Here is a 25,018-nt window from a genome sequence, read left to right on the forward strand (position 1 = left end):
AAGAACAGGTGCGCGCTCGCAATCAATCGCGCAGGGGGAGATCGACACGGAAGCCCAGGCCGGGGGCATGGGCTTCGTCCACCACGATCTGGCCGCCCATCTGCTCGCACAGCTTGTGCACGATGTAGAGGCCCAGGCCCGAGCCGCCGCTGCCCCGGCGGGTGGTGAAGTAGGGCTCGAACATGCGCGCCCGCACCTCGGGCGGCACACCACGGCCGTTGTCGCTGAAGTGCAGCTGCAGGCGCTCGCCTTGGCTGTGCAGGCGCACGCGGATCAGGCGCGGCCGGTCTTCGGGCTGCTCTTGAAACGCATGGGTCAGGGCATTGACGATCAGGTTGGAGACGATTTGCGAGAACTGGCCGGGCACCAGGGTGGCGTGCAGATGCTCGGGCGTGTCCAGCTCGACGCGGGTCTGCGCGCTGCGCAGCACGGGGTTGTGGGCCATGACGATGCCGCGCAGATAGGGGCTGAGGTCGATGTGCATCTCGGCCTCGCTGGCCTGGTCCACAGCCAGGGTCTTGAAATTGCTGATCAGGTCGGCCGCGCGAGCCAGGTTGTTGTTGACCAGGCGGGCGCCGTCTTCCAGCTGGCTGGCCAGGGTCTGCAGCTCGCTGCGGCTGACCTTGTCGCCGCTGAGTTTGCGCGTCAGGCTGCGGGCGAATTCCTCCATGCCCGAAGCGGCGGTCACGGCGATGCCGATCGGCGTGTTGATCTCATGCGCCACGCCGGCGACCAAATTGCCCAGGGCTGCCAGCTGTTCCTGCTCCAGCAGGCGTTCGGTGGCGAGTTGCAGCTCGCGCCGCAGGCGCTGCAACTCTTGCTGCGGCGTTTCGCCCGGGCCGGTGGGAACCGAGCCGCTCATGTCGGAGGGAGTCAGGCTGCTCATGGCGGCCTCAGGAATCCGGGTAGCGGACGTAGATGTCCTTGACCGCGGGCAAGTTGGCCATCAGCTTGGCCACCAGATCGGGGTCGAACTGCAGGCCGGCCTGCTCCTGCACATAGCTCAGCGCCTCCTCGAAGTTCCAGCTCTCCTTGTAGCAGCGCCGGCTGACCAGGGCGTCCAACACATCGGCCAGGGCGACGATGCGGCCGGCGATGTGGATTTGCTCACCCAGCAGGCCGCGCGGGTAGCCCTGGCCGTCCCAGCGTTCATGGTGCTCATGGGCGATGATGGCGCCCAGCTGCAGGATGCGCTTGTCCGATTTGCTCAGCAGCTCAAAGCCGATGCGCGAGTGGGTTTTCATCACCTCCCACTCCTCGGCGTCCAGCTTGCCGGGCTTGTTGAGCACGCGGTCGGGGATGCCGATCTTGCCCACATCGTGCAGGGGCGCGGCCTGGCGCATGAATTCGACCTCACTGCTGCGCAGGCCCGAGAGCTCGGCCAGCAGGGCGGCCAGTTCGCCGACGCGGCGCACATGGGCGCCGGTTTCCTTGCTGCGGCGCTCGACCGCCTCGCCGATGATGTAGACGGTGGAGCGCTGCGTGTCCTGGATCTCCTCGCGCAGCAGCAGGGCTTCGTAGGTGATGGCGACATTGGCGCAGAAGATCTCCAGCAGCTCGCGCGACTGGGCATCCACCGGCTCGGAGAAGGTCATGTAGAGCAGGGTCTCGTTGCCGCTGCTGCTGCGGTAGTAGCCGACGAAGTGGTGGGCGTCGAAGGAGCTGACCTGGTCATCCAGCGCGCGGTCCAGGGCCACCTTCACTTCGGCCGGCAGGTTGCTGATTTCCTCGTCCACCAGCAGGCGCGAGTACTCGGTGGTGGCCGCCAGCACCTTGAGCCGCCCCTCGATGTGCGAGGCCGCGTAGGCCGCCACGCGGCTGGCACACAGGCCCTGGGCTTCATAACCGAGCAAATGCGCGGCTTGCTCCAGCACGGCCGAGGCAAAGCGGCGCAGATTGTGTGAGTCGTAGATGCGGGTGATGGCGTCGATCGATCGGCGCAGGGCCAGGCGCGACTGCTCGATGATCATGATGTCGCGGTAGCTGCGCAGCGCCGCGTAGAAGACCGTGATCAGCTTGCGCTTGGTCAGCTCGGTCTTCTCCTTGTAGTCGTTGATGTCGTAGCTCTTGATGACATGCTCTTCCGGCGCCTGCCCCGGCTGGCCGGTGCGCAGCACGATGCGCACATGGTGGTTGTCCAGCTCTTCGCGGATGTAGCGCGCCAGGTCCAGGCCGGCATGCTCGGACTCCATCACCACATCGAGCAGGATCAGGGCAATGTCGCGCCGGGTCTTGAGCAGCTCGCGCGCTTCGGCGCCGCTGTAGGCATCGAGGAACTGCAGGCGCCGGCCGCTGAACTCGAAATCGGCCATCACCAGCTGGGTGACCTGGTGCACGGCCACATCGTCGTCCACGATCATGACGACCCAGGGCTCTAGCGCCTTGGGGGCGTTGCCGTCGGTATCCAGCTCGGGGTTCTCGTCAGCAAAAACCAAATCCGTCATGGCGCATGTCCTGATGCAGCGTGGCTGGCCTGATTATGGCCACAGCGCAAGCCCTGTAAACAGAGCTTTGGGCAATGAATTCAGTGCTGTTCGCTGACGCCGGCCGAGGCAAAGCTGGCCATTTCGGCCAGGATGCGGCAGGCGGATTCCAGCAACGGCCAGGCCAGGGCCGCGCCCGAGCCCTCGCCCAGGCGCAGGCCCAGGTCCAGCAGGGGCTCGGCCTGCAAGGCCTCCAGCATCAGCCGGTGGCCGCTCTCGTTCGAGCGGTGGGCAAAAATGCAACGTTCCAGCACCGCCGGCTGCAGGCGGGCAGCCACCAGCACGGCACTGCTGGCGATGAATCCGTCGACGACGATGACGCGGCGCTCCAGCGCCGCCTGCAGCACCGCGCCCACCATCATGGCGATCTCGAAGCCCCCGAAGGCAGCCAGGGCCTGCAGCGGCGCCTGGGCCTGGGCATGCAGGTCCAGCACCTCCTGCAGCACCGCCACCTTGCGCGCCAGGGCGGCATCGTCAAGACCTGTCCCCCGGCCGGTGCAGTCGGCCACCGGCAGGCCTTGCAGCCGGGCCAGCAGCAGGGCGGCGCTCGAGGTGTTGCCAATGCCCATCTCACCCAGCAGCAGGGCATTGCCCGGCTTGCTGCGCAAGAGGTTCTTGCCGGCGGCGATGGCGGTGGCGCATTGGTCGATGCTCATGGCCGCTTCGGCCGAAGCGTCCCGTGTGCCGTGGGCGATCTTGGCGATGATCAAACCCTCGCGCGGCGCAAAGTCGTGGGCCACGCCGGCGTCGACCACGCTCAGCGCCAGGCCGTGCTGGCGCGCCAGCACGCTGATAGCGGCACCACCAGCCAGGAAGTTTTCGACCATCTGCCAGGTCACATCGCTGGGGTAGGCCGACACGCCGCGCCGCGCCAGGCCGTGGTCGCCGGCGAACACCATCATCTGCGGGCTTTGGAGCTGCGGCGTCTCGCTGCCCAGGATCAGGCCCAGGCGCAGCATCAGCGTTTCCAGCTGCCCCAAGGCACCCAGAGGCTTGGTCTTGCCATCGATGCGGGCCTGCAGGGCGGCGGCGAGGGCCGGGTCTTGCAGGGAGGCGATGTCGGGGATCAGATGCTCGGCCATGGTCATGGGTTCTCCGTGGAATCTTGAAACAGGGATTGCAAGGCGGCCTGCACCTGGCGGGCGCCGCGCTCGATGGCCGTGGGGCCGGGGGCCAGGATGTCGGCCGATTTGATCTCGATCAGGCGTGCGCCCAGCTCAGCAAAGCCGGGCCGGGCCAGCACCCGCTCGGGCACGAAGCGCTTGCCGCACCAGCTGCCCAGGATCAGCTCGGGCCGGCGCGCCAGCACCTCCTCGGGGCTGACGATGCGCTCGCGCGCCAGGCTGGCGCGGGCGCGGTCGGCAAACACATCCTCGCCGCCGGCCAGCGCGATGATCTCGCTGACCCAGCCTATGCCCATGATCAGCGGCTCGTCCCATTCCTCGAAGCAGACGCGCGGCCGGCGCGGCAGCTGGCGGCCGATGGCGGCGATCTCGTCCTGCGTGGCCTGCAGCTGGGCGCAGAGCTGCTCGGCCTGGGCCTCGTGGCCGACCAGGGCGCCGAGGGTGCGCACCATGGCATGGATGCCGGCCAGATCGCGGTGGTCGAAGCAGAGCGTGGCCAGGCCGGCGGCCTCGCATTCGGCCAGCAGCGGCTTTTGCAAGTCCGAAAAGCCGATCACCAGATCCGGCTGAACGGCCTGGATCTTCTCCAGCTTCATGGTCGTGAAGCCGCTGATCTTGGGCTTCTCGTGGCGAGCCTCGGGCGGGTAGACGGTGTAGCCCGAGATGCCGGCAATGCGCGCTTGCGCACCCAGGCGGTAGAGCGTGTCCACGGCTTCAGTGGACAGGCAGGCGATGCGTTCGGGGCGGCTCATGGCTTGGCGCTCGGGTCCTGGAGCAGGCCCATCAGGGCGCCGGGCTCGAAATGCTGTTCGATGTAGTCGGCCAGGCCGTCGAAGACCGCGTCCAGGCCGGGCAGGCTCTGGCCGAAGAGGGCGCGCAGCACCGTGTCCTGCTCGAACAGGCCGTGGGCGTAGAGGCCCAGCACCGAGCCCTCGCGCCAGCCGATGGCCTCGCCCGCCTCGTTGCGCAAGGCCACCTGGGCCGGCGACAGGCTGGGGTGCTGGACGGTGCGGCCGTGGTGGATCTCGTAGCCGCCGGCGGCCACGCCGCTGAGTGCAGCCCATGGCCCTTCCAGCTCGGCAAAGTGCAGATCGCAGGGGCGCAAAAGCTTGTCCCGTTCGAACTGGGTGACCAGGGGCAGCAGGCCCAGGCCCGGCGCATTGCCGTCCAGGCCATGCGGGTCGAGCAGGCTTTCGCCCAGCATCTGCAGGCCGCCGCAAATGCCCAGCACCGGCCGGCCGGCGGCGGCATGCTGGGCGATGGGCAGGTCCAGGCCCTGGGCCCGCAGCCAGGCCAGATCGGCCGCCACCGCCTTGGAGCCGGGCAGGATGATCCAGTCCGCGCCCTCGAGCTCGGCCGGACTTCGCGCCCAGTTCAGGCGCACGCCGGGCAGGCTGCGCAGGGGCTGGAACTCATCGAGATTGGACAGGCGCGGGTAGGCGATGACGGCGATGCGCAGGCGCGCCTGGCCGCTGCCGGTGGGTCGGTCGTCGTAGACCCCGTCTTCCTCGGGCAGGCCGTGGCCGCGCCACATGGGCAGCACCGCCATCGTGGGCACGCCGGTCAGCGCCTGCAGCTGTTCCGGCCCTGGGGCCAGCAGGCGGGCATCACCACGGAAACGGTTCAGCACAAAGCCGCGGATCAGCGCGCTTTCATGAGCGGGCAGCAGCTGGTGGGTGCCGTAGAGGTGGGCAAAGGCGCCGCCGCGGTCGATGTCGGTCACCAGCAGGCAGGCGGCGCGCGCCTCCAGCGCGGTGCGCATGTTCACGTAGTCGCTGCTGTGCAGATTGATCTCGGCCGGCGAGCCTGCGCCCTCGATCACCACCACATCGTTCTCGGCCATCAGTTCATGCAGGGGCGGCCGGGCGCGCAGCCAGAGCTGCTCGCTGCGCTCGCGCCAGGGCCACTCGGTCAGCACCGGGTCCACCTCGCCGAGCACGATGACCTGGGATTTCGTGTCCGCCTCGGGCTTGAGCAGCACCGGGTTCATGCGCACTTCGGGCGTGCGCCGCGCGGCCAGGGCCTGGAAGTACTGCGCACTGCCGATCTCGCCCAGCCGCCCGTTCAGGCCGGGCACCACCCGGGCGTTGTTGCTCATGTTCTGCGCTTTGTAGGGCGCGACCTTGAGGCCTTGCCGGGCGTAGTAGCGGCACAGCGCCGTGGCCAGCCAGCTCTTGCCCGCGCCGCTGGTGGTGCCCAGCACCATCACGGCCTTGGCGGCCGGTTGTTTCTTTTGCGTCATTGCGGGAGGTCCTTGATCGCTTGGTACAGGGCGGCCTGAGCGCTGGGCGGCTGGGTCGAGACGCGCAGCCAGCCCGGCAGGCCGAAGCTGCGGGCATCGCGCAACTTGATGCCGCGCTGGCGCAGCGCGCGCAGCAGGCTGTCGCTGTCCTTCGTGGGCCGGGTCAGCCAGAAATTGCTGCAGCTCGCCTCACTTTGCTGCCAGCCCAGCTCGGCCAGCAGTGCGCGCTGATCCTGCCGCCATTCGCGCAGCTGGGCCCTGACCTGGCTCAGATAGCGCTCGGTCTCTGGCCGACACCACGCCTGCAGCAGGGCGCAGCCCTCGCTGGCCAGCACCCAGCTGGGCGCCAGCTGCAGGGCCAGGGCTTGAAGCGGGCAGGCCGCGGGTGCCAGTAGATAGGCCGCGCGCACGCCCGTCATCCCCAGGGCCTTGTTGGGGCAGACCAGGCGCCAGGCGCGCTCGGCCAAGTCGGCGGGCAGGGCGCAGGCGCCGTCCAGGCGCAAGGGCTCGTACGCCTGGTCCACGGCCAGGAAGGAGGCGCTGTCCTGCAAGGCCAGGTCCAGCACCATCCACTCGTCGAGGCTGAAGCTTGCGCCTGTCGGGTTGCACGGGTCGCAGACCCAGACCAGGGCCGGTGCGGCGCAGGGCAAGCCGTCCTCTTGCCGGCCCAGGCCCTGTACCAAATCCTGGCTCGATGCATAACGGTGCACCTGCAGACCCAGGGCCAGGGCTGCGGCCTCGTAGTCGGCAAAGCCGGGGCTGGGCAGCCAAACATGGCGCAGGCCGGCGCGCAGGGCCGCCAGGCTCATGCGCCGGATCGCCTCGGCCCCGCCCGAGGCCGGCAGCACACGCGCGCAATCCTCCAGGCCGTGCGCCGCAGCCAGGCGCTGGCGCAGGGCTCGGTACTGCGGGTCGGGGTAGCGGCTGCGGTCGGCATCCAGCACCGCCTGCCAGAGCGCCGGCGGCGGGCCCAGGGGGCTGGCATTGCTGGAGAAATCATGGCGCGGTGTGGGACCGCTGTCGGCGCCACCATGCTCGGGGATGAAAGGGAGCGCGGCGCTCATGACAAGCCGCCACGCAGCCAGGCCGCGCCAAGTGCCAGCAGGCCTGCGTTGAGGAGGAGGCTCCAGCGCGCCAGGCCCAGGGCCGGCACCAAATCACCGAGCTGCGGCGCGCGCCCTGCTTCATTGAGGCGGTAGACCCCGGGCTTGCCCAGGCTCAGGCCCAGGCGCAGGGCCAGGGCGGCCATGGGCCAACCGCTGTTGGGTGAGGGCGTGCGGCGCGCCTGACTGAATAGGGCCAGCCACAGCTTGGGCCGGCCGAGCAGCAGGCCCAGGGCCGTCACGCGGGCGGGAATCCAGGACAGGGCGTCGTCGGCGCGCGCCGCCCATTTGCCCGACCATTCGCGCCGGTCGCGGTAGCCCCACATGGCATCGGCCGTGTTGGCAAAGCGGTAGAGCGCTGCGCCGGGCAGGCCGGCAATCATGGCCCAGAACAGGGGTGCCACCACCGAGTCATTGAGGTTCTCGGCCAGGGTTTCCAGCGCGGCCTCGCGCACCTCGGCCTCGCTCAAGTGCGTGGTGTCGCGGCTGACCAGTCGCGCCAGCCGAGCCCGCCCGACCGGCAGCGATTCGGCCAGAGCCATCTCGACGGCCGCCACCTCTTCGCGCAACATGCGCCACGCCAGCAAGGGCTTGAGCAAGAGCCCTAGCAGGGCCGCACACAGCAACAGGCGCGGCCCACCCAGCCAGGCCTGTGTCTGCAGGATCAGCTGCGTTTCCAGCAGCATGGCCAGGCCGATGCAGAGCCCGGCGCCCAAGCACCAGGCCAAGGCGCCGCCGACAAACGCCAGGCCAGCCTGCTGCCGCGCCAGCGCTTCCGTGAACAGGCCCAGATACTTGCCCATGGCCACCACCGGATGCGCCCACAGCGGCGGCTCGCCGCAGAGGCGATCGATCGCCAGGGCGAAGGCAAACGCCAGCGGCAGCAGCCAGGCCATGTTCATGGGCTGCTCAATCTTCTATGCCGCGCTGCGCTGGCACACCCGCCTTGAAGTGGTGCTTGATCAGCGTCATCTCGGTCACGGTGTCGGCCAGTGCTATCAGCTCGTCTGGCGCGTTACGTCCGGTCAGCACCACATGGACATGGGCCGGCCGTTCGCGCAGGGCTTGCAGCACCGGCTCGAGCGGCAGCCAGCCGTAGCGCAGCGGGTACATGATCTCGTCCAGCACCACCAGGAAATGCTCGCCGGCGGCGATGGTGGCTGCGGCGCGAGCCCAGCCATCGCGGGCCAGCTGGGCGCTGTGCTCCAGGTCCTTGCTTTTCCAGCTGAAGCCATCGCCCAGGCCTTCGATGGGCACACCGAGCTGCTCGAACAGGCGGTGCTCGCCAAAGCGGGCGCTGGGCACTTTCATGAACTGGTAGATCTTGACCGCCTTGCCGCGGCCATGGGCGCGCAGGGCCAGGCCGAAGGCGGCCGTGCTCTTGCCCTTGCCGTCGCCGGTGTGGACCAGGATCAGGCCGCGGCGCTCGGCCGTGGGGATGATGCGTTCGCGGTCGACGGGGGGCTTTTCGATTTCCATGGTCAGTTCAATTCCAGAGAGGGTTCGTCCATCAGCATCTCGGCCAGCGGGCGGGCCTCGCGCCAGCCCAGCTGCTCGAGCATGGGGCGTTCGTAAAAATGGGCCACCGGGCCCAGGCAGAGTAGGCCCAGGGGCATCGCGCCCTGCGGCAGCTGCAGCAGCGCGGCCAGGGCCTCGGGCTCGAACATCGAGACCCAGCCCAGGCCCAGGTTTTCGGCGCGCGCGGCCAACCAGAGGTTTTGCACCGCGCAGGCGGCCGAGCACAGCGCCATCTCGCGCGGCATGCTGCGGCGGCCAAACACCGTGCCGTCCTCGGGCGCGAGGCTCACCAGCAGCAGCTCGGCGCAGTCGCCAAGGCCCTCAACCTTGAGGCGCAGAAACTCCGCCGCGCGGGCGTCCAGCGCGGCGGCCGTGCGCTGGCGCTCGGCCTCCACCAGGGCCTGGATCTGCCTGCGCAGCGCGGGCTGGCGGATGCGCATGAAGCGCCAGGGCTGCATCAGGCCCACCGAAGGTGCTTGATGCGCGGCGTTCAGCATGCGCTGCAGCTGTTCATCGCTCACCTGTCCGCCGGGAGCGAAGTGGCGGATGTCGCGGCGCAGGGCGATGTTGGCGTAGACGGTGTCACGTTCCGCCGTGCTGAACTGGTGCTGGGCGCAGTGGATCACCGGCAAGCACCCGCCGAGAAGAAACGCGCCACGGCCACCGGGTTGGAGGCGAAGTAATGGTGCACATAGCTGGCCCGCAGCGAGCCCTGGAGGTAGAGCGCCTCAGCCGCGCGGCTGCCGGTCTTCGCATTAGGGTTGCTGGCGATGGCGCTGGGCGCCAGCGGCGTCTCCATGGTCGAGTGGTGAAAGCTGTGGCCGCGCAGCGGGCCTTCGGGCCAGTCCAGCGCTTGCAGGCCGAGCGCGGCCAGGCGTTTCTGCATGCGCGCCTGGCCGGGCATCAGGCCGGCCATGGGGTGGATCTGGCCCTCGGCATCGGCCAGGCTGTCGAGCAGGCAGAGCATGCCGCCACATTCGGCCAGCAGGGGCTTGGCCTGCGCCAGGTGCTGGCGCAGCGAGGCGAAGAAGCTCGGGTGGGCGGCCAGGGCCGGCGCATGCAGCTCGGGGTAGCCGCCGGGCAGCCAGAGCGCATCGCAGTCGGGCAAGACCTGACCCTGCAGCGGCGAGAAGCAGATCACCTCGGCGCCGAGCGCGCGCAGGCAATCGAGATTGGCCGGGTAGATGAAGGAGAAGCAGGCGTCCTGGGCCACGGCGATGCGCCGGCCGGCCAGGGCCTGCGGCGGCACCTCGTTCGCCGGCCACAGCGGCTCTTGCAGATCGAAGCGCACCCTCGGCCATTCGAACTCGGGCCTCAGCGCCTCGCCCCAGGCATCGGCCCAGGCGTCCAGCTGGCTGTCCAGCTCGGGCAGCTCCATGGCCTGAACCAGGCCCAGGTGGCGCTCGGGCAGGCTCAGCTCAGGCTTGCGCAGCAGGGCGGCGGCCAGGGGCAGCTCGGCCGGCAGGCCTTGGGCCACCATCTGGCCATGACCGGGGCTGCCCACGCGGTTGGCCACCACGCCGCAAAGCGTGATGTCGCTGCGGTAGCGCTGCAAGCCGGTGGCCAGGGCGGCAAAGGTTTGGGCCATGGCCGAGGCATCGATCACGGCCAGCACCGGCAGGCCGAAGGCTGCCGCCAGATCGGCGCTGCTGGGATCGCCGTCGAACAAGCCCATCACGCCCTCGACCAGGATCAGGTCCGCTTCAGCGGCAGCCTGGGCCAGCAGGGCACGGCAATGCGCCAGGCCGCCCATGAACAGGTCGAGCTGATACACCGGGTGGCCGCTGGCGCGCTCCAGCACCATGGGGTCGAGGTAGTCCGGCCCGGTCTTGAACACGCGCACACGCTGGCCCTGGCGCCTGTGCCAGCGGGCGATGGCCGCGGTGACGCTGGTCTTGCCCGAGCCCGAGGAGGGCGCGCTGATCAGCACGGCGGGGCAGAGGGTGGTGGTGTCGGGGTTCAGCGGCATGAGTCAGGCGAAAGGGAAAGCATCAATCGGCTTTTTGTTTGAGAGGCACGACATTGCTGAAGGCTGCCGGGCTGGGCGCCGGCGCTGTCGCGGGCGCCAGGGGCAAGGCCAGCCACTGGCCCTGCACCTCGAGCAGGTGCAGGCGCTCGTCAAACACCTGCTGCAGGGCGCGGTGGCTGTCGGCCTCGCCGGGGCGGCCGTGGCAGAGCACGCGGCCGGCTTGCATGATGACCAGTCCGTCGGCCTGCAAGGCCATGTTCAGTTCATGCAGCACGCTGACCACGGCCACGCCGGCCCGGGCCAGGCCGCGCACCAGCTGCAGCCAGTCGGCCTGGTGGGGCGGGTCCAGATGGGCCAGGGGTTCGTCCATCAGCAGGACCTGGGCCTGCACGGCCAGGGCGCGTGCCAGCAGCACGCGCTGGCGCTCGCCGCCCGAGAGCTGGCCCAGCGGGCGCTGGCGCCAGTCCCAGCACTGGGTCTGCAGCATGGCCTGCTGCACTGCGGCCTGGTCGGCGCTGCTCGGCGGCGCCAGCCAGGCGCGATGGGGCAGGCGGCCCAGCATCACCACGTCCTTGGCGCTCAGCTCGTCGCCGCTGCTTTCGTTCTGGCCCAGCCAGGCCAGCTCGCGGGCGCGCGCCTTGCGCGGCCACTCGGTCAGGGGGCGGCCGAGCAGCTCGATGCTGCCCAGGCTGGGGATCAGCCCGGCCAGGGCGCGCAACAGGGTCGATTTGCCGGCGCCATTCGGGCCGACGATGGCCGTCCATTGCCCGGCCGGCAGCTCCAGCGAGAGCCGGTGCAGCACCGGCTGGCCTTGCAAGCTGGCGCTGAGGTCTTTGCAGCTCAGCGCTGTTGCGTGGGTCGTGCTCATCATGCGCGGCCTCCGTATTTGCGCTTGTGCATCAGGCGCAGCAGATAGCCGCCGCCCAGGATGGCGGTGATCACGCCCACCGGCAGCTCTTGCGGCGCCATCAGCCAGCGCGCGAGGATGTCGGCCGCCAGCAGCAGCAGGCCGCCGGCGCAAGCCGAGAGCAGCAGCAGCTGGCGGTGTGAGCCGTGGCAGAGGTTGCGCACCAGATGCGGGGCTACCAGGCCGACGAAGGCAATCATGCCGGTCTGGGCCACGGCGGTGCCGGTGGCCAGGGCGAAGGCGCCAATCAGCAGCACCCGCACCAGGCCCAAGCGCACGCCCAGCGATTCGGCGGTGGCCTCGCCCAGGGTCAGCGCATCCAGGGCTTCGCTGGCGCCCAGCGCCACGGCCAGGCTGAGCAGCAGCACACAGCCCATCAGCACGATGCTGGGCCAGCCGAGAAAGCTGGTCGTGCCCAGCACAAAGGCCTGCATGGTGCGCAGGATGTCGGGGTCGGCCAGGGTGACCAGATCGGTGACGGCGCCCAACACCACACCGACCACCACGCCGGCCAGCAGCAGGCGCAGCGTCTGCTCGACGCCGCGCGCCATGGCCAGGGTCAGGCTGACGCCCATCAGCGTGCCCAGAAAGGCCACGCCGGTCAGGCCCAGGCGTTCCAGCCACTGCATGCCGGCCGGTGTGGTGCCCAGCAGCGAAAGGCTCAGCGCCACGCCCAGCCGTGCGCCGGCGGCGCTGCCCAGCAGATAGGGGTCGGCCAGGGGGTTGCGGAACAGGCCTTGGGTGATGGCGCCAGCCAGGCCCAGCAGGGCGCCAGCCAACCAGGCACCGGCCGAGCGGGGCAGGCGGATATCCCAGAGGATCTGCGCCTGCATGGCATCCTCACCGCGCCAGTCCAGGGTCAAGCCGGTGCTGCCCACGGCCACGCCCACAGCCAGGGCCAGGACGCTGGCCAGCAGCAGGCCGGCCAGCAGGGGCCAGGCCCGCCAGGACATCGGCGCGGCCGGGAGCGACGCGGCTGGCGGCGACACGGGCGTGGTGGACGGGGCGCTCATGGCTTGCTGCCGTACTGCTCGCGCAGGCATTGCGCCATGATCTGCGCTGCCTCGCCCATGCGTGGGCCGGGGCGGGCCAGCACATCGCTTTGCTTGGCGTCGAAGACGCAGACGCGCTGGTCTCGGATCGCGGGAATGCGCGACCAGCCGGGGCGGTCCGCCAGGCCATCGGCATTGCGCTTGCCGATCATGATCAGCTGCGGTGCCGCGCGCACCACATACTCGGGGCTGATCTTGGGAAAGGGGCCCATCTCGGGCGTGATGATGTTCTTCAGGCCCAGGCGGGCCATGGTCTCTCCCATGAAGGACACGGGGCCGGCGGCATAGGGCGAGCGATCGACTTCGTAGTAGACCAGGGCGCCGCGTGCCTGCGGCGGGATGCTCTGCGCGGCGGCGCCGACCAGGGCCTCGATGCGGCGCCAGACGGCCTGGGCATCGCGCACCTGCAACAAGGTGCCGATCTTGTCGAGCACGCGCTGCACATCGGCGTAAGACTTGGCCTCCAGCGTCACCACGGTCAGGCCCAGGCTGCGCAGCCGGTCGGTCACGCGAGACGACGGCGCCAGCAGCACCACATCGGGCCGCAGCGACACGATGGTCTCGACCTGGGTGTCATCCAGGCCGCCGAGCTTGGGCAGCTTGCCCACCGACTCGGGGTGGTTGGAATAGCGGTCCACGCCGACTAGGCGCTCGCAGGCCCCCAGGGCGCAGACGGTCTCGGTCAGCGAGGGCAGCAGGGTGACGATGCGCTGCGGCGGCCGGCTCCACTGCGTGCTGTGGCCGAGGTCGTCCTTGATTTCGACTTTGGCGGGCGCCTGGGCCTGGACCGGGCCGATCAGCAGGGCGGTCAGGAAGGCGCAGAAAAAGAGAATGCGAGGCTTCATGGCAGATCGGTCTCCACATGCACCGGCCGGGTCCAGGCCTGGCCGGCCACCATCAGGGTCAGGTCTTGACAGCGGCTGGCCACCGCCTGGTTGAGCCGGCCCAGTTCATCGACAAAGTCGCGCACCTCGCGCCCCAGCGGCGAGATGCCCCAGCCCACCTCGTTGGACACGAAGAGCACGGGCGAGGCCAGCTCGGGCAGGCAGGCCAGCAGCGCGCTGCGCTCGGCCTCCCAGCCCGCGCGGTCGGGCCGGCCGTCCATGGGCATCAGCCAGTTGGTCAGCCACAGGGTCAGGCAGTCCACCAGCAGCAGCCGGCCCGGCGCGCTTTGCGCGCGCAGGGCGCGGGTGAGCGACAGCGGCACCTCCACCGTGGCAAAGCCGGGCGGGCGGTCGGCCTGGTGGCGGGCAATGCGCTGGCGCATCTCCGCGTCCCAGGCCTGGGCCGTGGCCAGCATGCAGACCTCATGCGCCGGCGAGGCCTTCAGCCAGCGCAGGGCCAGGCGCTCGGCATGGCGGCTCTTGCCGCTGCGCTGGCCGCCGACGATGAGCTGGTGCCTCTGAAGCTGATCAGCCGCCATGGTCGCTTTTGCCTGCGTCAGATTTACAGCGAGGCGGGGCTGTAGCGCAGGCCGACGAAGACCGTGCGCGGTGCCTGGGCATAGCCGCCTGCTGTCTGGTAGCTGCGGTTGAAGGCATTGTCCAGATTCAGCTGCAGGCGCAGCTCGCGCGTCAGGCTGTACTGGGCGTCGAGGTTGAGCAGAGCATAGCCCGCCAGGGGCTTGCTGTTGGCCGCGTCGTCATAACGTTGGCCCGAGCTCTGCACGGCCGCACCCAGCTTCCAGTTCGCCACCGTGGTGTCGGCACGCAGGGTGCCGTACACGCGCGCACGGCGGGCCAGAAGCTTGCCATTGCTCATGTTCTTGGGGGCCTGCAGGTCCAGGGTGCTGGAGAGGCGGATGCCGGCGATCTCGGTGCTGCCTTGCAGGCTCAGACCTTGCAAGCGGGCCGAGGCGACGTTTTGATAGCAGCCACGCTTGTTGACGCAGCTGCCTGGCGCTCCGTAGATGATCAGGTCGCGGATGCGGTTGCGGTAGGCCGTGAGCGAAAACTCGCTGTGCTCGGTGTTGTACTTCAGGCCGAACTCGAGGTTGCGGCCGCGCTCAGGGTCCAGCGGCTTGACGCCGGGCTTGCTCAGATCGGGGCTGTATTCGCTGGCGCGCTGAAACAGGGTCGGTGCACGGAAGGCCGTGCCGACGGAGCTGACCAGGCGCAGGCCCGAAGCGAGCACATAGCCGGCCGCGACCGTGCCGGTGTTGACGCCGCCGAACTGGCTGTCATCGTCATGGCGGCCGTGCACTTGCAGGCTCAGCGCATCCTGGTTCCACAGCCAGCCCAGGGCCAGCCCATGCTGGCGGCGCTTGTCGATCTTGTTGTCGCTCAGCAGGTTCGGGTTCTCCAGGCGGTCCTCGCGGCGCTCCAGGATGAAGTTGAGTTGCTGGCCTTTGGCGATCTGGTAGCTGCCATTGAGGCTGATATTGCGCAGCTGGGTTTCGGTCAGGTATACCGAGGGTTGGGTCTCGTACTTCTCGGTCGATTCAGCCAGGCTCAGCTGGGTCTGCAGCGCCGGCAACCATTGCGCACTCCAGCTCAGCTGGGCCACGCGGGTGTCCTGGATGCTGTGGTCGTCATTGTCTGGCGAACTTTTCGATCCATCGTATTGGGCATCGGAGTGGCTGCTCAGAGCGAGGGCCTCAAGCCGGTGGGCCGTGTTCAGCTGCAGGCCGATTCGGCCCTTGAGGTTGTGGTTCTTCCAGCCATCACGGTCGGCGATGTAGCTGAAGCTGCTGGGCGAGTCGATGGTGCTGTTGAAGCCGTCACTGCGCTCGGCCGCGGCGCTGAGGGCGAAGTCCAGCAGGCCCGAGCTGCCGGTGAGGCCGGCGTCGAGCTTGCGAGTGCCCAGATTGCCCAGACCGGCGCCCAGCTCGGCCTGCAGGCGCGGGCCGCCCTTGCGGGTGAAGATCTGCACCACGCCGCCGACTGCGTCGGAGCCGTAGATGGCGCTGGCTGGGCCTTTGAGCACTTCCACGCGTTCGATTTGCGACAGCGGGATGCCTTGCCAGGCCGTGCCGCCGCTGGCTTGCGAATCGACACGCACGCCGTCCACCAGAACCACCGTGTGGCGGGTGTCAGCGCCACGCAGGAAGAGCGATGTCGTGGTGCCGGGGCCGCCGTTGCGGACCATCTCCACGCAGCCGCTGTTGCGCAGCAGATCGGCCAAGCCGCCAAAGGCTTGGCGCTCGATGTCGGCACGGGTCAGCACGGTCAGGTCGGTCAGGACTTCGCTCAAGCGAATGGGCGAGCGGGTGGCGGTGACCACCACCGAATCGAGCTTGTTGGGGCCAGGACCCTGTGCCTGGGCCTGGCCCTGAATGGCCATGGCAAGCAGGGCCAAGGTGAAGGGCAAGGCTTGGGCGCGAACAGCAAAGGACGAAGGTGCGGCGGGCAGGAACGCGCGCGCCTGAGTGCGGGCCAAGGGCCGGACGGAAGAGGTCATGAGCAAAAGAAACAGCAAGCAGAACTGCCAGGCACCAGCTCACCCGCTGAGCGCCTGTGGAACGATGTGCTGCAGCACCCGCCCGTAGAAGGGCAGGGGACGCGGCGCACCACGTTGTTGGCCGGTATCCGGGCTGGTGAACCTCAGCAGCTGTGTCCTTCCCAAAACCCGGGGGTTTCAGTGGACCGAGGACAGCGCTTGAAGCGCGCTGGCGGCTGTCGCGATGAGGCGTGCGGCCAGGGCTTCGTTCACTTACCGTTGCGGGGACAGCTCAGGTTGGGCTTGCTTGCGAGCGTGGCAGCGCGCCTTCCTGATTCCCGTTTAACTGTGCAAGACGCAATGCCTGCACGAGCACCAACGGGCTGGATTCTAGCTTGCGGCCGAGGCGGCCCGGCCGGGCTGGGCGCCGATGGATGCGGGCGCAGGCGGCGCTTTTGCTTTCGTGTCTGCCGGCGTCAGGGGCTTCAAGGGTTTGGGCGCCTTGGGTGCTTTGGGCGGTTTGGGATGAGCGGCTTGCGCGGGCTGGGTCTGCGCAGGCGCCGAGGCAGGCAGGCCGCGGCCATGGATGGCCACCGAGCCGGGCGCTCGACGCAGCGCTTCCGATTCTTCTTTCAGGCGACGAGCTTCCATCTCGCGGGCGCGACGCGCATCGTCTCTGGCCAGGGCTTGGGCGGCGCGCCGGTCGGCGTCGCTCGGCTGGTCAAAGGCGATGGTCTTGGGCGCTTGCGCGCTGCCTTCGGGGCAGGGCGAGTCGCGCAGATCGCGGCCCTGTGGTCCGCAGCGGTAGACCTGGGCGCTGCGCGTCTCCGTCTGGGCTTGTGCGGCAGGGGGTAGACCCAGCAGGGGCACGGCCAGCACCGCAGCCCAGGCCGCGCCATTCAAAACCAGGACGGGGCGGGGCAGGGTGCGGTGGTGCATGGGCTCAGCTTTCGGTGGGGGCGGCTGGGGTGGTGGGCTGACCGGGGCTGCCTTCGGGCTTGGCGGCCAGGGCTGCCGGCTTGGGCGGTTTGGGCCGCGGCGGCTTGGCGTGGATCTTGGCCAGGGCCTTGTCCATCTGGCCCGCCAGCATCAGCTCGACGGTGGCCAGGGATTTGTCGATGCAATCCTGCACCGCCTCGCGCTCCGACAGGGGCGGCTTGCGCAGCACATAGGCGGCCACTTCACCCTTGTGGCCGGGGTGGCCGATGCCCAGGCGCAGGCGCCAGAAATTGGCCGAGCCGAGCTGGGCCTGCATGTCCTTCAAGCCGTTGTGGCCTCCGTTGCCGCCGCCTTGCTTGAACTTCATCTCACCAGGCAGGAGGTCCAGCTCGTCATGGATGGCCAGGATCTCCTCCGGCGCAATCTTGAAGAAGCGCGCCAGCGCCGCCACCGATTTGCCTGAGAGGTTCATGTACGTCATGGGCTGCAGCAGCCAGATCGGCCCGTCGCAGCCGGGCGCGTTGTTGACGCGCGCGCACAGGCCGTAATAGTTGCGTTCGGCCTGCAGCGTGGCACCCAGCTTGCGCGCCAGCTGATCCACCCACCAGAAACCGGCGTTGTGGCGCGTGTCTTCATATTCCGCCCCGGGGTTGCCGAGGCCAACAAACAGTCGAATCATGGGCGGAGATTATCGGTGGCCACCGTGGCCGAGAGAAAGGGGCGAACGGGGCGGGGCTTGCAGATGGGCGGGCGCTGAGCGCCGCCGAGCGGGCAAGAAAAAGGCCCTGCAGTGCAGGGCCTTTTCGTGAGGCATGAAGCCGTGGGGAAGAAGGATTACTTCTTGCCCTTCTTCTTGCCCTTGCCGTCGTCGGCGGGAGCGGCAGCAGCCACCACCACTTCGACCACGGGCTCCACCGGGGTGGCAACCACGGGGTTCGGCTTGCCGTGGGTCACAACCTTGATGCCAGCGGGGATCTTCAGGTCGTTCACGTGCACCGAGTGACCCTTGGTCAGGCCGCTCAGGTCCACTTCGATGAAAGCGGGCAGTTGCTGGGCCAGGCAGGTGATTTGCAGCTCGGTGATCACGTGGTTGACCGTGCAGCTGTCGGTCTTCACGGCCGGCGAGTTTTCTTCGCCGATGAAGTGCAGCGGCACCTTCTTGGTGATCTTGGTGGTGCCGTCCACGCGCTGGAAGTCAGCGTGCAGGACTTGCGGCTTGTAGGGGTGCAGCTGGAAGTCGCGCAGCAGAACTTGTGTGACCACGCCGTTCAGTTCCATCTCGAGGATGGTGCTGTGGAAGGCTTCCTTCTTCAGGGCATGGAACAGGGCGTTGTGGTCCAGTTCGATGTTGGCGGGTTCGCCAGCGCCGAAAACGATGCCAGGAACGCGACCAGCAATGCGCAGGCGGCGGCTCGCTCCGGTCCCCTGCAGCTTGCGATCAAAAGCGGTGAATTTCATAGTGACTCCAAATGGCTGAACACCGCATGCGGTGTCCATGGTGTTGAGCGCCCGCGACCAGGCTGCTCAGTGAAATGCAGTCCGTACGGCGACTGCATGTGATTCGGGCGCCGCAGCTTGCACCGCGTCGCCCGAAGAACTTAGAAGTTGTTGTTCTGCTCGCTGAACAGCGAGGTGACCGACTCACCGTCCGAAATGCGGCGGATGGTTTCGGCGAACAGGAAGGCGACCGACAGCTGGCGGATCTTGCCGCAGGCCTTGGCTGCATCGTTCAGCGGGATGGTGTTGCTGATGACGACTTCGTCCAGGTGCGACTTGGAAATGCGCTCGATGGCGGGGCCCGACAGAATCGGGTGGGTGCAATACGCGAACACGCTCTTGGCGCCGCGGTCCTTCAACACTTCAGCGGCCTTTACCAGGGTGCCGGCGGTGTCGATCATGTCGTCCATGATCACGCAGTTGCGGCCGTCGATTTCGCCGATGACGTGCATCACTTCCGAGACATTGGCAGCCGGACGGCGCTTGTCGATGATGGCCAGATCGCAGCCCAGCTGCTTGGCCAGGGCGCGTGCACGCACCACACCGCCAACGTCGGGGCTGACCACCACCAGATTGGAATAGTTGCGGGCCTTCAGGTCCGACAGCAGCACCGGCGAGGCGTAGATGTTGTCGACCGGGATGTCGAAGAAACCTTGGATCTGGTCGGCGTGCAGGTCCATGGTCAGGACGCGCTCGACACCGACGGTTTCCAGCAGATTGGCCACGACCTTGGCCGAGATCGGCACGCGGGTCGAACGGGGGCGGCGATCCTGGCGTGCGTAACCGAAGTAGGGGATCACGGCGGTGATGCGGCGAGCGCTGGCGCGCTTCAGGGCATCGACCATGATCAGCAGTTCCATCAGGTTCTCGTTCGTCGGCGCGCAGGTGGGCTGAATGACGAACACATCGCGGGCGCGGACGTTTTGCTGGATCTCGACGGTGACTTCGCCGTCAGAGAAACGACCGACCACGGCCTTGCCAAGCTCGAGGCCCAGGTGGGTGGCGATTTCTTGGGAGAGAACCGGATTGGCGTTACCGGTGAAGAGGACGGTATTGAGCAGCACGGGCCATCCTTTGGGTCAAGGACCCGTGGCCAGCCAGCGTGTCCGGGTGGGTATTCAAGAGAAAGAAATTTGGCAGGGGAAGAAGGATTCGAACCTTCGCATGTCGGAATCAAAATCCGATGCCTTAACCAACTTGGCGACTCCCCTACACAGGACACTGCAGAGCTGCAGCACCCTATAACTTGTGTCTTTACTCAGCCCAACCCTGCAAGGGGTGGCGATTCAGACTGCGGCAAATTCTACCAGACCAGTGAGTGGGCAAACCCGAAATCAGCTGATTTTTTTCACGGTAGTCAATCCCGTTTTTCCCGCCCTCAGGCTTATTGAAAGTGTCGAGCGTTGCAGCATCAACTCTTGCAAAAACCGCACTGCCTGAACCCGTCATCCGGCTGTTGCCGAATCGCGATTCCAGCAGTTCGAGTGCCTGAACCACCTCAGGGCAGAAATCCTCGGCCGGCTTTTGCAGGTCATTGCGACCGAAGCCATTCAAGAATTTCTCGACTCCTTCAGCATCCAGGCTCACTGCGCTTGTCACGGCGCCAGCATCTTCTGACTCGGCCGAGCGGCTGTCGCTGCTCGTTTTGTCGTCGCTGCTGTTGTGTGCAGGAAAGCCCGCTACTATAGCCACAGAATTCGACCTTGCCAAGAGGGGGCTCGAAAATATTTTCTGCGTGGGGATGCTGGCGGCCGGTTTCACGACGGCAAACGTCATTTCGGGCAGCTCGATCGGATGCAGGATTTCGCCGATGCCTTCGACGAAAGCGTGGCTGCCGCCAAGGAAAAACGGCACATCCGCACCCAGGCTCAAACCCAGCGGCAGCAGGCGCGAGAGCGGCCAGTTCAGGCCCCAGAGGCGGTTCAGCGCGAGCAGGGTGGAGGCGGCATCGGAGGATCCGCCGCCCATGCCGGCGCCCGCGGGCAAGCGCTTCTCGATGTGAATGTCAGCGCCCAGCGTGCAGCCGCTTTGCTGCTGCAGTGCGCGCGCAGCCCGCAAGCACAAGTCGTCCTCGGGCAGGGCGTCGCCCTGGTCGTGGCGCTGCAGGCGGCCATCGCTGCGGCGCTCGAAATGCAGGGTGTCGGCCCAATCGATCAGGGCAAAGATGGACTGCAGCAGGTGATAGCCATCGGGCCGCTTGCCCACCACGTGCAAGAAGAGATTGAGCTTGGCGGGGGCGGGGACGTCGTAAATCGCTTGCATGGGAAAAGGCCGGGGCCGGCGCGGGAGGGAAATCGGGGTGGTGCGGATCTTGATGCGATCAGTTCGATGCATCCAGTCGTGCACGCAGGGTCACGCTGGGCTCGCCGTTGCGGCTGGCGATGATGAGGCCATCGGCGCGGCGCGCCAGATCCAGGCGCCAGCCCAGTTGCTCGAAGCCGCTTTGCGGCGCCGGCAGGGGCTCGTGCGCGGCCTGTGGCCAGGGCTGGCCGCGCAGCCAGTCGAACAGGGCGGCCAAGGGGATGATCTCACCCAGCATCTCGCGGGTCAGGGCGTCGAGATCTTCAAAGCGGCGCTCGCCTTCGGGGGTTTGCAGGCTCACTTCGCCGCCGCCCCAGCGCGCGCGGGCGACCAGGGCGCCCAGCGGCGTGCTCAGCTCCAGTTGGCCTGCGGTCGGGCCGCCGCTGAGGTCGAAGCTGACATTGCCGCCACTCGGTCGGCCGCTGACGCCTGTCACCTGCACGCTCAAGCGGCCGGTTAGGTGGATGGCGTCGGGGGCATTCGCAACAGCGGCCGGCGGCGCCTGTGGCGCCAGGCTGGCGCAGCCGCTCAAGACTGGCAGCAGGGCCAGCATCAGAACCCCAGCCATGCCGGCACGCCGGCCGGGCAGGGCGCGTGTCATCCAGGTCACGGTTTGACCTTGAGGCGCTTGAGCGTGTCCAGCAGCGCTTCGTTTTTGGGGTCGCGTTTCAGGCCTTCGGCCCAGACGCGGCGCGCTTCCTCGACCTTGTCGCTGGCCCAGAGCACCTCGCCCAGGTGGGCCGCGATCTCGGCATCGGGGCGCGCCTCGAATGCCAGCCGCAGCAGGCGCTGCGCTTCTTCCTTGTTGCCCAGGCGGAACTCCACCCAGCCCATGCTGTCCAGGATGAAGGGCTCGGAGGGCACGAAGCTCAGGGCCTTGGCGATCAGGCCGCGTGCTTCGTCGAGGCGAATGTTGCGATCGGCCAGCGAGTAGCCCAGGGCGTTGTAGGCGTGGTGGTGATCGGGCTTGATGGCGATTACGCGCTTGAGCAGGACTTCCATCTCGTCAAGCTGGCCCAGCTTTTCGGCCATCATCGATTGCTCGTAGACCAGATCGGCGTCCTCGGGCAGGCGCTCGGTGGCGCGGGCCAGCAGCTCGTAGGCCTGCTTCCATTCACGCTGGTCGCGCAGCAGCTGCGATTCGGCCATGACCTTGGCGCGCAGCGCATCGGGGGTGTTTTCGGGCAGGCCTTGCAGCAGCTTGCGTGCCTCAGCCATGCGCCCCTGTCGGGCGATCAGCGAGGCGCGGCGGTACTGGGCCTCAAAGCGGCGCTGTGGGCTGTCCACCTTGATCAACCATGCTTCGGCGCCCTTGAGGTCGCCGCGCAGCTCGGCCGCCTGGGCCAGCATCAACCAGGATTGCTGGCGGGCCTCCTGGTTGAACTCGGCCTGGCTGTTGTCGCTCGTCTCCTTGGCTGCGCCTCCGGGTTCCTTGGCCTCTTTCGCGGCGGCGAGGTCCAGGCGGCGCAGGTACTCGCGCAAGGCATGGTCGGCCGCTTCGGCCTGGCGCAGCTCCAGCTCCAGCGTGCCCAGGGCGAACCAGGCGCTCAGTTGCTCGGGGTCCTTCAGCGTGACTGCGCGGAACTCGCGCGCTGCGTCCGACGGCTTCTGTGCGCGGGCCAGGGCGCGGCCGTAGGCCAGGCGCAGCTTGGTGTCATCGGGCGAGGCCTGCAGCCGCGCTTGGATCAAGGCCTCGGCCGCCGGCTCGTTGGGCATCAGCTCCAGGGCCAGCTGCATGGCGTCATCGCCCTCCGGGAATTGCTGGTTCAGCGACTGCGTCAGCTCCAGGGCCCGCTTGCTGTCACCAGCCGAAAGGGCCAGGCGCGCCAACACTACCTGGGCGGCCACGCGGGTTTCCTTGGCCTGGCTGGCGTTGTGCAGCAGGGGCTCGAGCGCGCTCAAGACCTTTTTGGGCTCGGGCGCGCGCTGGAACAGGCGGGGCAGGCCGGCCAGCACCGCGCCACGCAGCTCGGGTGGGTTCAGGGCCAGCAGGGCGCGCAGCGGCTCCACCACCTCGGCCGGGCGGTTCAGCAGGGCCAGCAGTTGGATGGTCATCTGCTGCGCCGCCAGTGAGGTCGGCAGGCTCTCGCGCCAGGCGCGTGCGGCGCTCAGGGCCTGGTCACCAGCACGAGCCTGCAGGGCGATGTTGACCACGCGCTTGAACAGCTCTTCGTCCTTGGTGCGGCGGGCGGCGTCCAGCAGCACTTGGTAGGCCACGCCGGTCTGCCCGGTGCTGAGTTCCAGCTCGCCGACCAGCAACTGGTAGAACAGCGGCGCGTCGAGTTCGGAGTTGTGGATGGTGGCAGCAGTTGCAGCGTCGCTTTTGGGCGCGGCCGGGGTTTCGGGCGCACGGGACGGCGCACTGGCGGCGCCTGCCAGGCCGTGAAGCAGGCCGGCCGCCAGCAGCACCAGCAGGCTGGCGTTCAATTGGGGGCGGCGGCGGACGAATTCGGGCATGCAACAAGCTCCTGCGTGATCACAAAGCCCGGGCTAGGCACACGCGGGCTGCGGCCATTCTGCACCGATATGATCGCCGCCATGCCCGAGCTCCCCGAAGTCGAAGTCACCCGCCGCAGCTTTGCCGATGCCATTTGCGGCGCCACGGTGCAGTCGGTTCGCCTGGGCAAGCCGCTGCGCTGGCCCTTGGGCCTGGAGCCGCAGCGCCTGGTTGGTGCCCGCGTGGGCGCCACCACGCGGCGAGGTAAATATTTGTGGTTGCCGCTGAGTTCGCCGCTCGCCCCTGCGGGTGGCTTGCTGCTGCACCTGGGCATGTCGGGCAGCCTGGGCTTCAGCGCCGATGCCTCAGCGCCGGCCGGCGCGCACGACCACTTTGATTTGCAAACCGACCGCGGCCTGCTGCGCCTGAATGACCCGCGCCGCTTCGGCGCCGTTGTTTGGTCGCCGGGCCTGGAGGCCGACCCGGCCGCCAAGCTGTTGGCCGGCCTGGGGCTGGAGCCTTTCGACGCCCGCTTCGACGGCCCCCATCTGCATGCCGGTCTGAGCGGACGGCGCGTGGCGGTCAAGCAGGCCTTGCTGGCTGGCGACATTGTCGTCGGCGCCGGCAATATCTACGCCTGCGAGGCTCTGTTCCTGGCCGGCATCGACCCGCGCCTGGCGGCCTGCAAAGTGAGCCGCCCGCGCGCGGCGCGCCTGGCCACCGCCGTGCGTGCGGTGCTGGCGCAGGCGCTGGAGGCCGGCGGCAGCACCTTGCGGGATTTCAAGGATGCGCACGGCGTGGCCGGCAGCTTCCAGATGCAGGCCCAGGTCTACGGCCGTGAAGGCCAGCCCTGCCGCGTCTGCGGCACGCCGATTCGCCGCATCGTCCAGGGCGCCCGCTCCACGTTTTTCTGTCCCCAATGCCAAAAGAGATGACGAAGAAGACCGCAGCCGGCGATGCGACCGTGCTGCCGCTGGAGTTTGGCGAGCGCCTGGTGGCCTGGCAAAAGCGACACGGCCGGCACGAGCTGCCCTGGCAGAAGACGCGCGACCCTTACCGCGTCTGGCTGTCCGAGATCATGTTGCAGCAGACCCAGGTAACGACGGTGCTGGGCTATTACCAGCGCTTTCTCGAGCGCTTCCCGACTGTGGCCGATCTCGGTGCCGCCTCGCTGGATGAGGTGCTCTCGCTCTGGGCCGGCCTCGGTTACTACAGCCGCGCGCGCAACCTCCATGCTTGCGCGCGCGCCGTGGCCGCCCGGCCCGACGGGAGTTTCCCGCCGACCGCGGCCGAGCTGCAGGAGCTGCCCGGCATCGGGCGTTCCACCGCCGCGGCGATTGCGGCTTTTTGCTTCGGTGAGCGCATCGCCATTCTGGACGGCAATGTCAAGCGCGTGCTCGGCCGCCTGCTGGCCTTCCAAGGCGACCTGGCCAGCAGCGCGCAGGAAAAGCTGCTCTGGCAGCATGCCCAGGCCTTGCTGCCGGCGGAGGGCATCGAGGCCTACACGCAGGGGCTGATGGATCTGGGCGCCACGGTCTGCACGCCGCGCTCGCCGCAATGCCTGATCTGCCCGGCCGAGACCTTGTGCGCCGGGCGCAAGACCGGCGAGCCCACCCAGTTTCCAATCAAGACTCGCAAGCTCAAGCGCAGCCGGCGCGAGAACTGGTGGCTGTGGCTGGAACATGAGGGTCAGGTCTTGCTGCAGCAGCGGCCGGACACCGGCGTCTGGGCCGGGCTCTGGAGCCTGCCTTTGTTCGAGGACGAGGCGCAGCTGCAATCGCATGCGCAAAGCCTGGGCGCCACGCCCGATGTGCTGCCGCGCATCGAGCATGCGCTGACCCATCTGGACTGGGTGCTGCACCCGCGTCGCGCGGTGCTGGGTGCCGAGGCCGCGCAGCGTGCCGGCCAGCAAGGGCAATGGGTGGCGCGCGAGGCGCTGGCCAGCTACGGCCTGCCGGCGCCGCTGAAGAAGCTGCTGGGCTGAGCGCTGAGGCTCGCCGCCAGCGATCCGCGAGGTGGTATCTAAGCGGTATGCATAAGCAAACAAGTTTTTATTGTTTGGGTGAAG

24 protein-coding genes, 1 tRNA gene and 1 riboswitch are annotated in these 25,018 nt (G+C 68.3%); of the genes, 2 read left to right on the forward strand and 23 right to left on the reverse strand.

Annotated elements, in window-relative coordinates:
• Positions 1 to 22: 22 nt before the first annotated feature.
• From OOB33_RS08555 to OOB33_RS08665, 23 genes are all read right to left on the reverse strand, one after another.
• Positions 23 to 886, reverse strand: coding sequence for a sensor histidine kinase (locus tag OOB33_RS08555; RefSeq protein ID WP_271008363.1), 864 nt, complete (start codon positions 884 to 886; stop codon positions 23 to 25).
• Between the two features lie 7 nt (positions 887 to 893).
• Entirely contained in the window at positions 894 to 2,444 is a 1,551-nt protein-coding gene (locus OOB33_RS08560; RefSeq protein WP_271008364.1) for a DUF3369 domain-containing protein, read from the reverse strand.
• 80 nt (positions 2,445 to 2,524) lie between these two features.
• The gene (gene cobT / locus OOB33_RS08565) at positions 2,525 to 3,565 is read right to left on the reverse strand and encodes a nicotinate-nucleotide--dimethylbenzimidazole phosphoribosyltransferase (protein WP_442952995.1); all 1,041 of its coding nucleotides are present in this window, start codon (positions 3,563 to 3,565) and stop codon (positions 2,525 to 2,527) included.
• Between the two features lie 2 nt (positions 3,566 to 3,567).
• A complete protein-coding gene (locus OOB33_RS08570; RefSeq protein ID WP_271008366.1) occupies positions 3,568 to 4,359 on the reverse strand; it encodes an ABC transporter substrate-binding protein in 792 nt (263 codons plus the stop codon).
• Complete coding sequence (locus OOB33_RS08575; protein ID WP_271008367.1) at positions 4,356 to 5,849, reverse strand: cobyric acid synthase; 1,494 nt, start codon at positions 5,847 to 5,849, stop codon at positions 4,356 to 4,358. Before OOB33_RS08575 ends, OOB33_RS08570 begins: the two co-directional genes overlap by 4 nt.
• On the reverse strand, positions 5,846 to 6,913 hold the full coding sequence (locus tag OOB33_RS08580) for a pyridoxal phosphate-dependent aminotransferase (RefSeq protein ID WP_271008368.1): 1,068 nt from the start codon (positions 6,911 to 6,913) through the stop codon (positions 5,846 to 5,848). Before OOB33_RS08580 ends, OOB33_RS08575 begins: the two co-directional genes overlap by 4 nt.
• Positions 6,910 to 7,854, reverse strand: a complete 945-nt coding sequence (gene cbiB / locus OOB33_RS08585; RefSeq protein WP_271008369.1) for an adenosylcobinamide-phosphate synthase CbiB — start codon at positions 7,852 to 7,854, stop codon at positions 6,910 to 6,912. Before cbiB ends, OOB33_RS08580 begins: the two co-directional genes overlap by 4 nt.
• A gap of 7 nt (positions 7,855 to 7,861) precedes the next feature.
• Positions 7,862 to 8,431 carry a cob(I)yrinic acid a,c-diamide adenosyltransferase gene (cobO, locus tag OOB33_RS08590; protein ID WP_271008370.1) on the reverse strand — a complete coding sequence of 190 codons (570 nt, stop codon included), beginning with the start codon at positions 8,429 to 8,431 and terminating at the stop codon, positions 7,862 to 7,864.
• A 2-nt stretch (positions 8,432 to 8,433) separates the two neighbouring features.
• A complete protein-coding gene (gene bluB, locus OOB33_RS08595; protein WP_271010027.1) occupies positions 8,434 to 9,096 on the reverse strand; it encodes a 5,6-dimethylbenzimidazole synthase in 663 nt (220 codons plus the stop codon).
• Positions 9,093 to 10,439, reverse strand: a complete 1,347-nt coding sequence (locus OOB33_RS08600; protein ID WP_271008371.1) for a cobyrinate a,c-diamide synthase — start codon at positions 10,437 to 10,439, stop codon at positions 9,093 to 9,095. Before OOB33_RS08600 ends, bluB begins: the two co-directional genes overlap by 4 nt.
• A gap of 22 nt (positions 10,440 to 10,461) precedes the next feature.
• Entirely contained in the window at positions 10,462 to 11,310 is an 849-nt protein-coding gene (locus OOB33_RS08605) for an ABC transporter ATP-binding protein (protein WP_442952996.1), read from the reverse strand.
• Positions 11,307 to 12,299 (reverse strand): FecCD family ABC transporter permease, encoded by a 993-nt coding sequence (locus tag OOB33_RS08610; RefSeq protein ID WP_271010029.1) that lies wholly within the window; start codon positions 12,297 to 12,299, stop codon positions 11,307 to 11,309. Before OOB33_RS08610 ends, OOB33_RS08605 begins: the two co-directional genes overlap by 4 nt.
• A gap of 56 nt (positions 12,300 to 12,355) precedes the next feature.
• Positions 12,356 to 13,243: an ABC transporter substrate-binding protein gene (locus OOB33_RS08615; protein WP_271008372.1), complete on the reverse strand. Its 888-nt coding sequence runs from the start codon at positions 13,241 to 13,243 to the stop codon at positions 12,356 to 12,358.
• Positions 13,240 to 13,821 carry a bifunctional adenosylcobinamide kinase/adenosylcobinamide-phosphate guanylyltransferase gene (gene cobU / locus OOB33_RS08620; RefSeq protein WP_271008373.1) on the reverse strand — a complete coding sequence of 194 codons (582 nt, stop codon included), beginning with the start codon at positions 13,819 to 13,821 and terminating at the stop codon, positions 13,240 to 13,242. The genes OOB33_RS08615 and cobU overlap by 4 nt, the downstream gene beginning before the upstream one ends.
• Positions 13,822 to 13,844: 23 nt before the next feature.
• Positions 13,845 to 15,797 carry a TonB-dependent receptor plug domain-containing protein gene (locus OOB33_RS08625; protein WP_271008374.1) on the reverse strand — a complete coding sequence of 651 codons (1,953 nt, stop codon included), beginning with the start codon at positions 15,795 to 15,797 and terminating at the stop codon, positions 13,845 to 13,847.
• 102 nt (positions 15,798 to 15,899) lie between these two features.
• A riboswitch (cobalamin riboswitch) is annotated at positions 15,900 to 16,171 on the reverse strand.
• Positions 16,167 to 16,715: a hypothetical protein gene (locus tag OOB33_RS08630; RefSeq protein WP_271008375.1), complete on the reverse strand. Its 549-nt coding sequence runs from the start codon at positions 16,713 to 16,715 to the stop codon at positions 16,167 to 16,169. (Overlaps the previous riboswitch by 5 nt.)
• A 4-nt stretch (positions 16,716 to 16,719) precedes the next feature.
• Complete coding sequence (gene pth / locus OOB33_RS08635) at positions 16,720 to 17,394, reverse strand: aminoacyl-tRNA hydrolase (protein ID WP_271008376.1); 675 nt, start codon at positions 17,392 to 17,394, stop codon at positions 16,720 to 16,722.
• A 155-nt stretch (positions 17,395 to 17,549) separates the two neighbouring features.
• Entirely contained in the window at positions 17,550 to 18,173 is a 624-nt protein-coding gene (locus OOB33_RS08640) for a 50S ribosomal protein L25/general stress protein Ctc (RefSeq protein ID WP_102767973.1), read from the reverse strand.
• A gap of 140 nt (positions 18,174 to 18,313) precedes the next feature.
• Positions 18,314 to 19,276: a ribose-phosphate pyrophosphokinase gene (locus OOB33_RS08645; protein ID WP_102767972.1), complete on the reverse strand. Its 963-nt coding sequence runs from the start codon at positions 19,274 to 19,276 to the stop codon at positions 18,314 to 18,316.
• A 70-nt stretch (positions 19,277 to 19,346) separates the two neighbouring features.
• Positions 19,347 to 19,423: transfer RNA gene (locus OOB33_RS08650), tRNA-Gln, on the reverse strand.
• Positions 19,424 to 19,466: 43 nt separating this feature from the next.
• Positions 19,467 to 20,474: a 4-(cytidine 5'-diphospho)-2-C-methyl-D-erythritol kinase gene (gene ispE / locus OOB33_RS08655; RefSeq protein ID WP_271008377.1), complete on the reverse strand. Its 1,008-nt coding sequence runs from the start codon at positions 20,472 to 20,474 to the stop codon at positions 19,467 to 19,469.
• Positions 20,475 to 20,532: 58 nt separating this feature from the next.
• Entirely contained in the window at positions 20,533 to 21,114 is a 582-nt protein-coding gene (locus OOB33_RS08660; protein ID WP_271010030.1) for a lipoprotein insertase outer membrane protein LolB, read from the reverse strand.
• A 5-nt stretch (positions 21,115 to 21,119) separates the two neighbouring features.
• Positions 21,120 to 22,970, reverse strand: coding sequence for a tetratricopeptide repeat protein (locus OOB33_RS08665; RefSeq protein ID WP_271008378.1), 1,851 nt, complete (start codon positions 22,968 to 22,970; stop codon positions 21,120 to 21,122).
• 81 nt (positions 22,971 to 23,051) lie between these two features.
• Here OOB33_RS08665 and mutM point away from each other — a divergent pair, with 81 nt between their 5' ends.
• Both mutM and mutY read left to right on the forward strand, forming a co-directional pair.
• Positions 23,052 to 23,885, forward strand: a complete 834-nt coding sequence (gene mutM / locus OOB33_RS08670; protein WP_271008379.1) for a bifunctional DNA-formamidopyrimidine glycosylase/DNA-(apurinic or apyrimidinic site) lyase — start codon at positions 23,052 to 23,054, stop codon at positions 23,883 to 23,885.
• Positions 23,882 to 24,934, forward strand: coding sequence for an A/G-specific adenine glycosylase (gene mutY / locus OOB33_RS08675; protein ID WP_271008380.1), 1,053 nt, complete (start codon positions 23,882 to 23,884; stop codon positions 24,932 to 24,934). Before mutM ends, mutY begins: the two co-directional genes overlap by 4 nt.
• Positions 24,935 to 25,018: the final 84 nt, after the last annotated feature.

Source organism: Paucibacter sp. B51, assembly GCF_027863535.1.
GTDB classification, from domain to species: Bacteria; Pseudomonadota; Gammaproteobacteria; order Burkholderiales; family Burkholderiaceae_C; genus Paucibacter_A; species Paucibacter_A aquatilis.

What these genes read in the sequence shown, in the direction of transcription:
- OOB33_RS08575 (WP_271008367.1), bottom strand. Translation starts at nt 5,849, where the DNA reads ATGACGCAAAAGAAACAACCGGCCGCCAAGGCCGTGATGGTGCTGGGC.
- OOB33_RS08665 (WP_271008378.1), bottom strand. Translation starts at nt 22,970, where the DNA reads ATGCCCGAATTCGTCCGCCGCCGCCCCCAATTGAACGCCAGCCTGCTG.
- mutY (WP_271008380.1), top strand. Translation starts at nt 23,882, where the DNA reads ATGACGAAGAAGACCGCAGCCGGCGATGCGACCGTGCTGCCGCTGGAG.
- OOB33_RS08660 (WP_271010030.1), bottom strand. Translation starts at nt 21,114, where the DNA reads ATGACACGCGCCCTGCCCGGCCGGCGTGCCGGCATGGCTGGGGTTCTG.
- OOB33_RS08555 (WP_271008363.1), bottom strand. Translation starts at nt 886, where the DNA reads ATGAGCAGCCTGACTCCCTCCGACATGAGCGGCTCGGTTCCCACCGGC.
- OOB33_RS08610 (WP_271010029.1), bottom strand. Translation starts at nt 12,299, where the DNA reads ATGTCCTGGCGGGCCTGGCCCCTGCTGGCCGGCCTGCTGCTGGCCAGC.
- OOB33_RS08615 (WP_271008372.1), bottom strand. Translation starts at nt 13,243, where the DNA reads ATGAAGCCTCGCATTCTCTTTTTCTGCGCCTTCCTGACCGCCCTGCTG.
- pth (WP_271008376.1), bottom strand. Translation starts at nt 17,394, where the DNA reads ATGATTCGACTGTTTGTTGGCCTCGGCAACCCCGGGGCGGAATATGAA.
- OOB33_RS08630 (WP_271008375.1), bottom strand. Translation starts at nt 16,715, where the DNA reads ATGCACCACCGCACCCTGCCCCGCCCCGTCCTGGTTTTGAATGGCGCG.
- ispE (WP_271008377.1), bottom strand. Translation starts at nt 20,474, where the DNA reads ATGCAAGCGATTTACGACGTCCCCGCCCCCGCCAAGCTCAATCTCTTC.
- OOB33_RS08605 (WP_442952996.1), bottom strand. Translation starts at nt 11,310, where the DNA reads ATGATGAGCACGACCCACGCAACAGCGCTGAGCTGCAAAGACCTCAGC.
- OOB33_RS08560 (WP_271008364.1), bottom strand. Translation starts at nt 2,444, where the DNA reads ATGACGGATTTGGTTTTTGCTGACGAGAACCCCGAGCTGGATACCGAC.
- cobT (WP_442952995.1), bottom strand. Translation starts at nt 3,565, where the DNA reads ATGGCCGAGCATCTGATCCCCGACATCGCCTCCCTGCAAGACCCGGCC.
- OOB33_RS08600 (WP_271008371.1), bottom strand. Translation starts at nt 10,439, where the DNA reads ATGCCGCTGAACCCCGACACCACCACCCTCTGCCCCGCCGTGCTGATC.
- OOB33_RS08640 (WP_102767973.1), bottom strand. Translation starts at nt 18,173, where the DNA reads ATGAAATTCACCGCTTTTGATCGCAAGCTGCAGGGGACCGGAGCGAGC.
- cbiB (WP_271008369.1), bottom strand. Translation starts at nt 7,854, where the DNA reads ATGAACATGGCCTGGCTGCTGCCGCTGGCGTTTGCCTTCGCCCTGGCG.
- cobO (WP_271008370.1), bottom strand. Translation starts at nt 8,431, where the DNA reads ATGGAAATCGAAAAGCCCCCCGTCGACCGCGAACGCATCATCCCCACG.
- OOB33_RS08570 (WP_271008366.1), bottom strand. Translation starts at nt 4,359, where the DNA reads ATGAGCCGCCCCGAACGCATCGCCTGCCTGTCCACTGAAGCCGTGGAC.
- mutM (WP_271008379.1), top strand. Translation starts at nt 23,052, where the DNA reads ATGCCCGAGCTCCCCGAAGTCGAAGTCACCCGCCGCAGCTTTGCCGAT.
- cobU (WP_271008373.1), bottom strand. Translation starts at nt 13,821, where the DNA reads ATGGCGGCTGATCAGCTTCAGAGGCACCAGCTCATCGTCGGCGGCCAG.
- OOB33_RS08580 (WP_271008368.1), bottom strand. Translation starts at nt 6,913, where the DNA reads ATGAGCGCCGCGCTCCCTTTCATCCCCGAGCATGGTGGCGCCGACAGC.
- OOB33_RS08625 (WP_271008374.1), bottom strand. Translation starts at nt 15,797, where the DNA reads ATGACCTCTTCCGTCCGGCCCTTGGCCCGCACTCAGGCGCGCGCGTTC.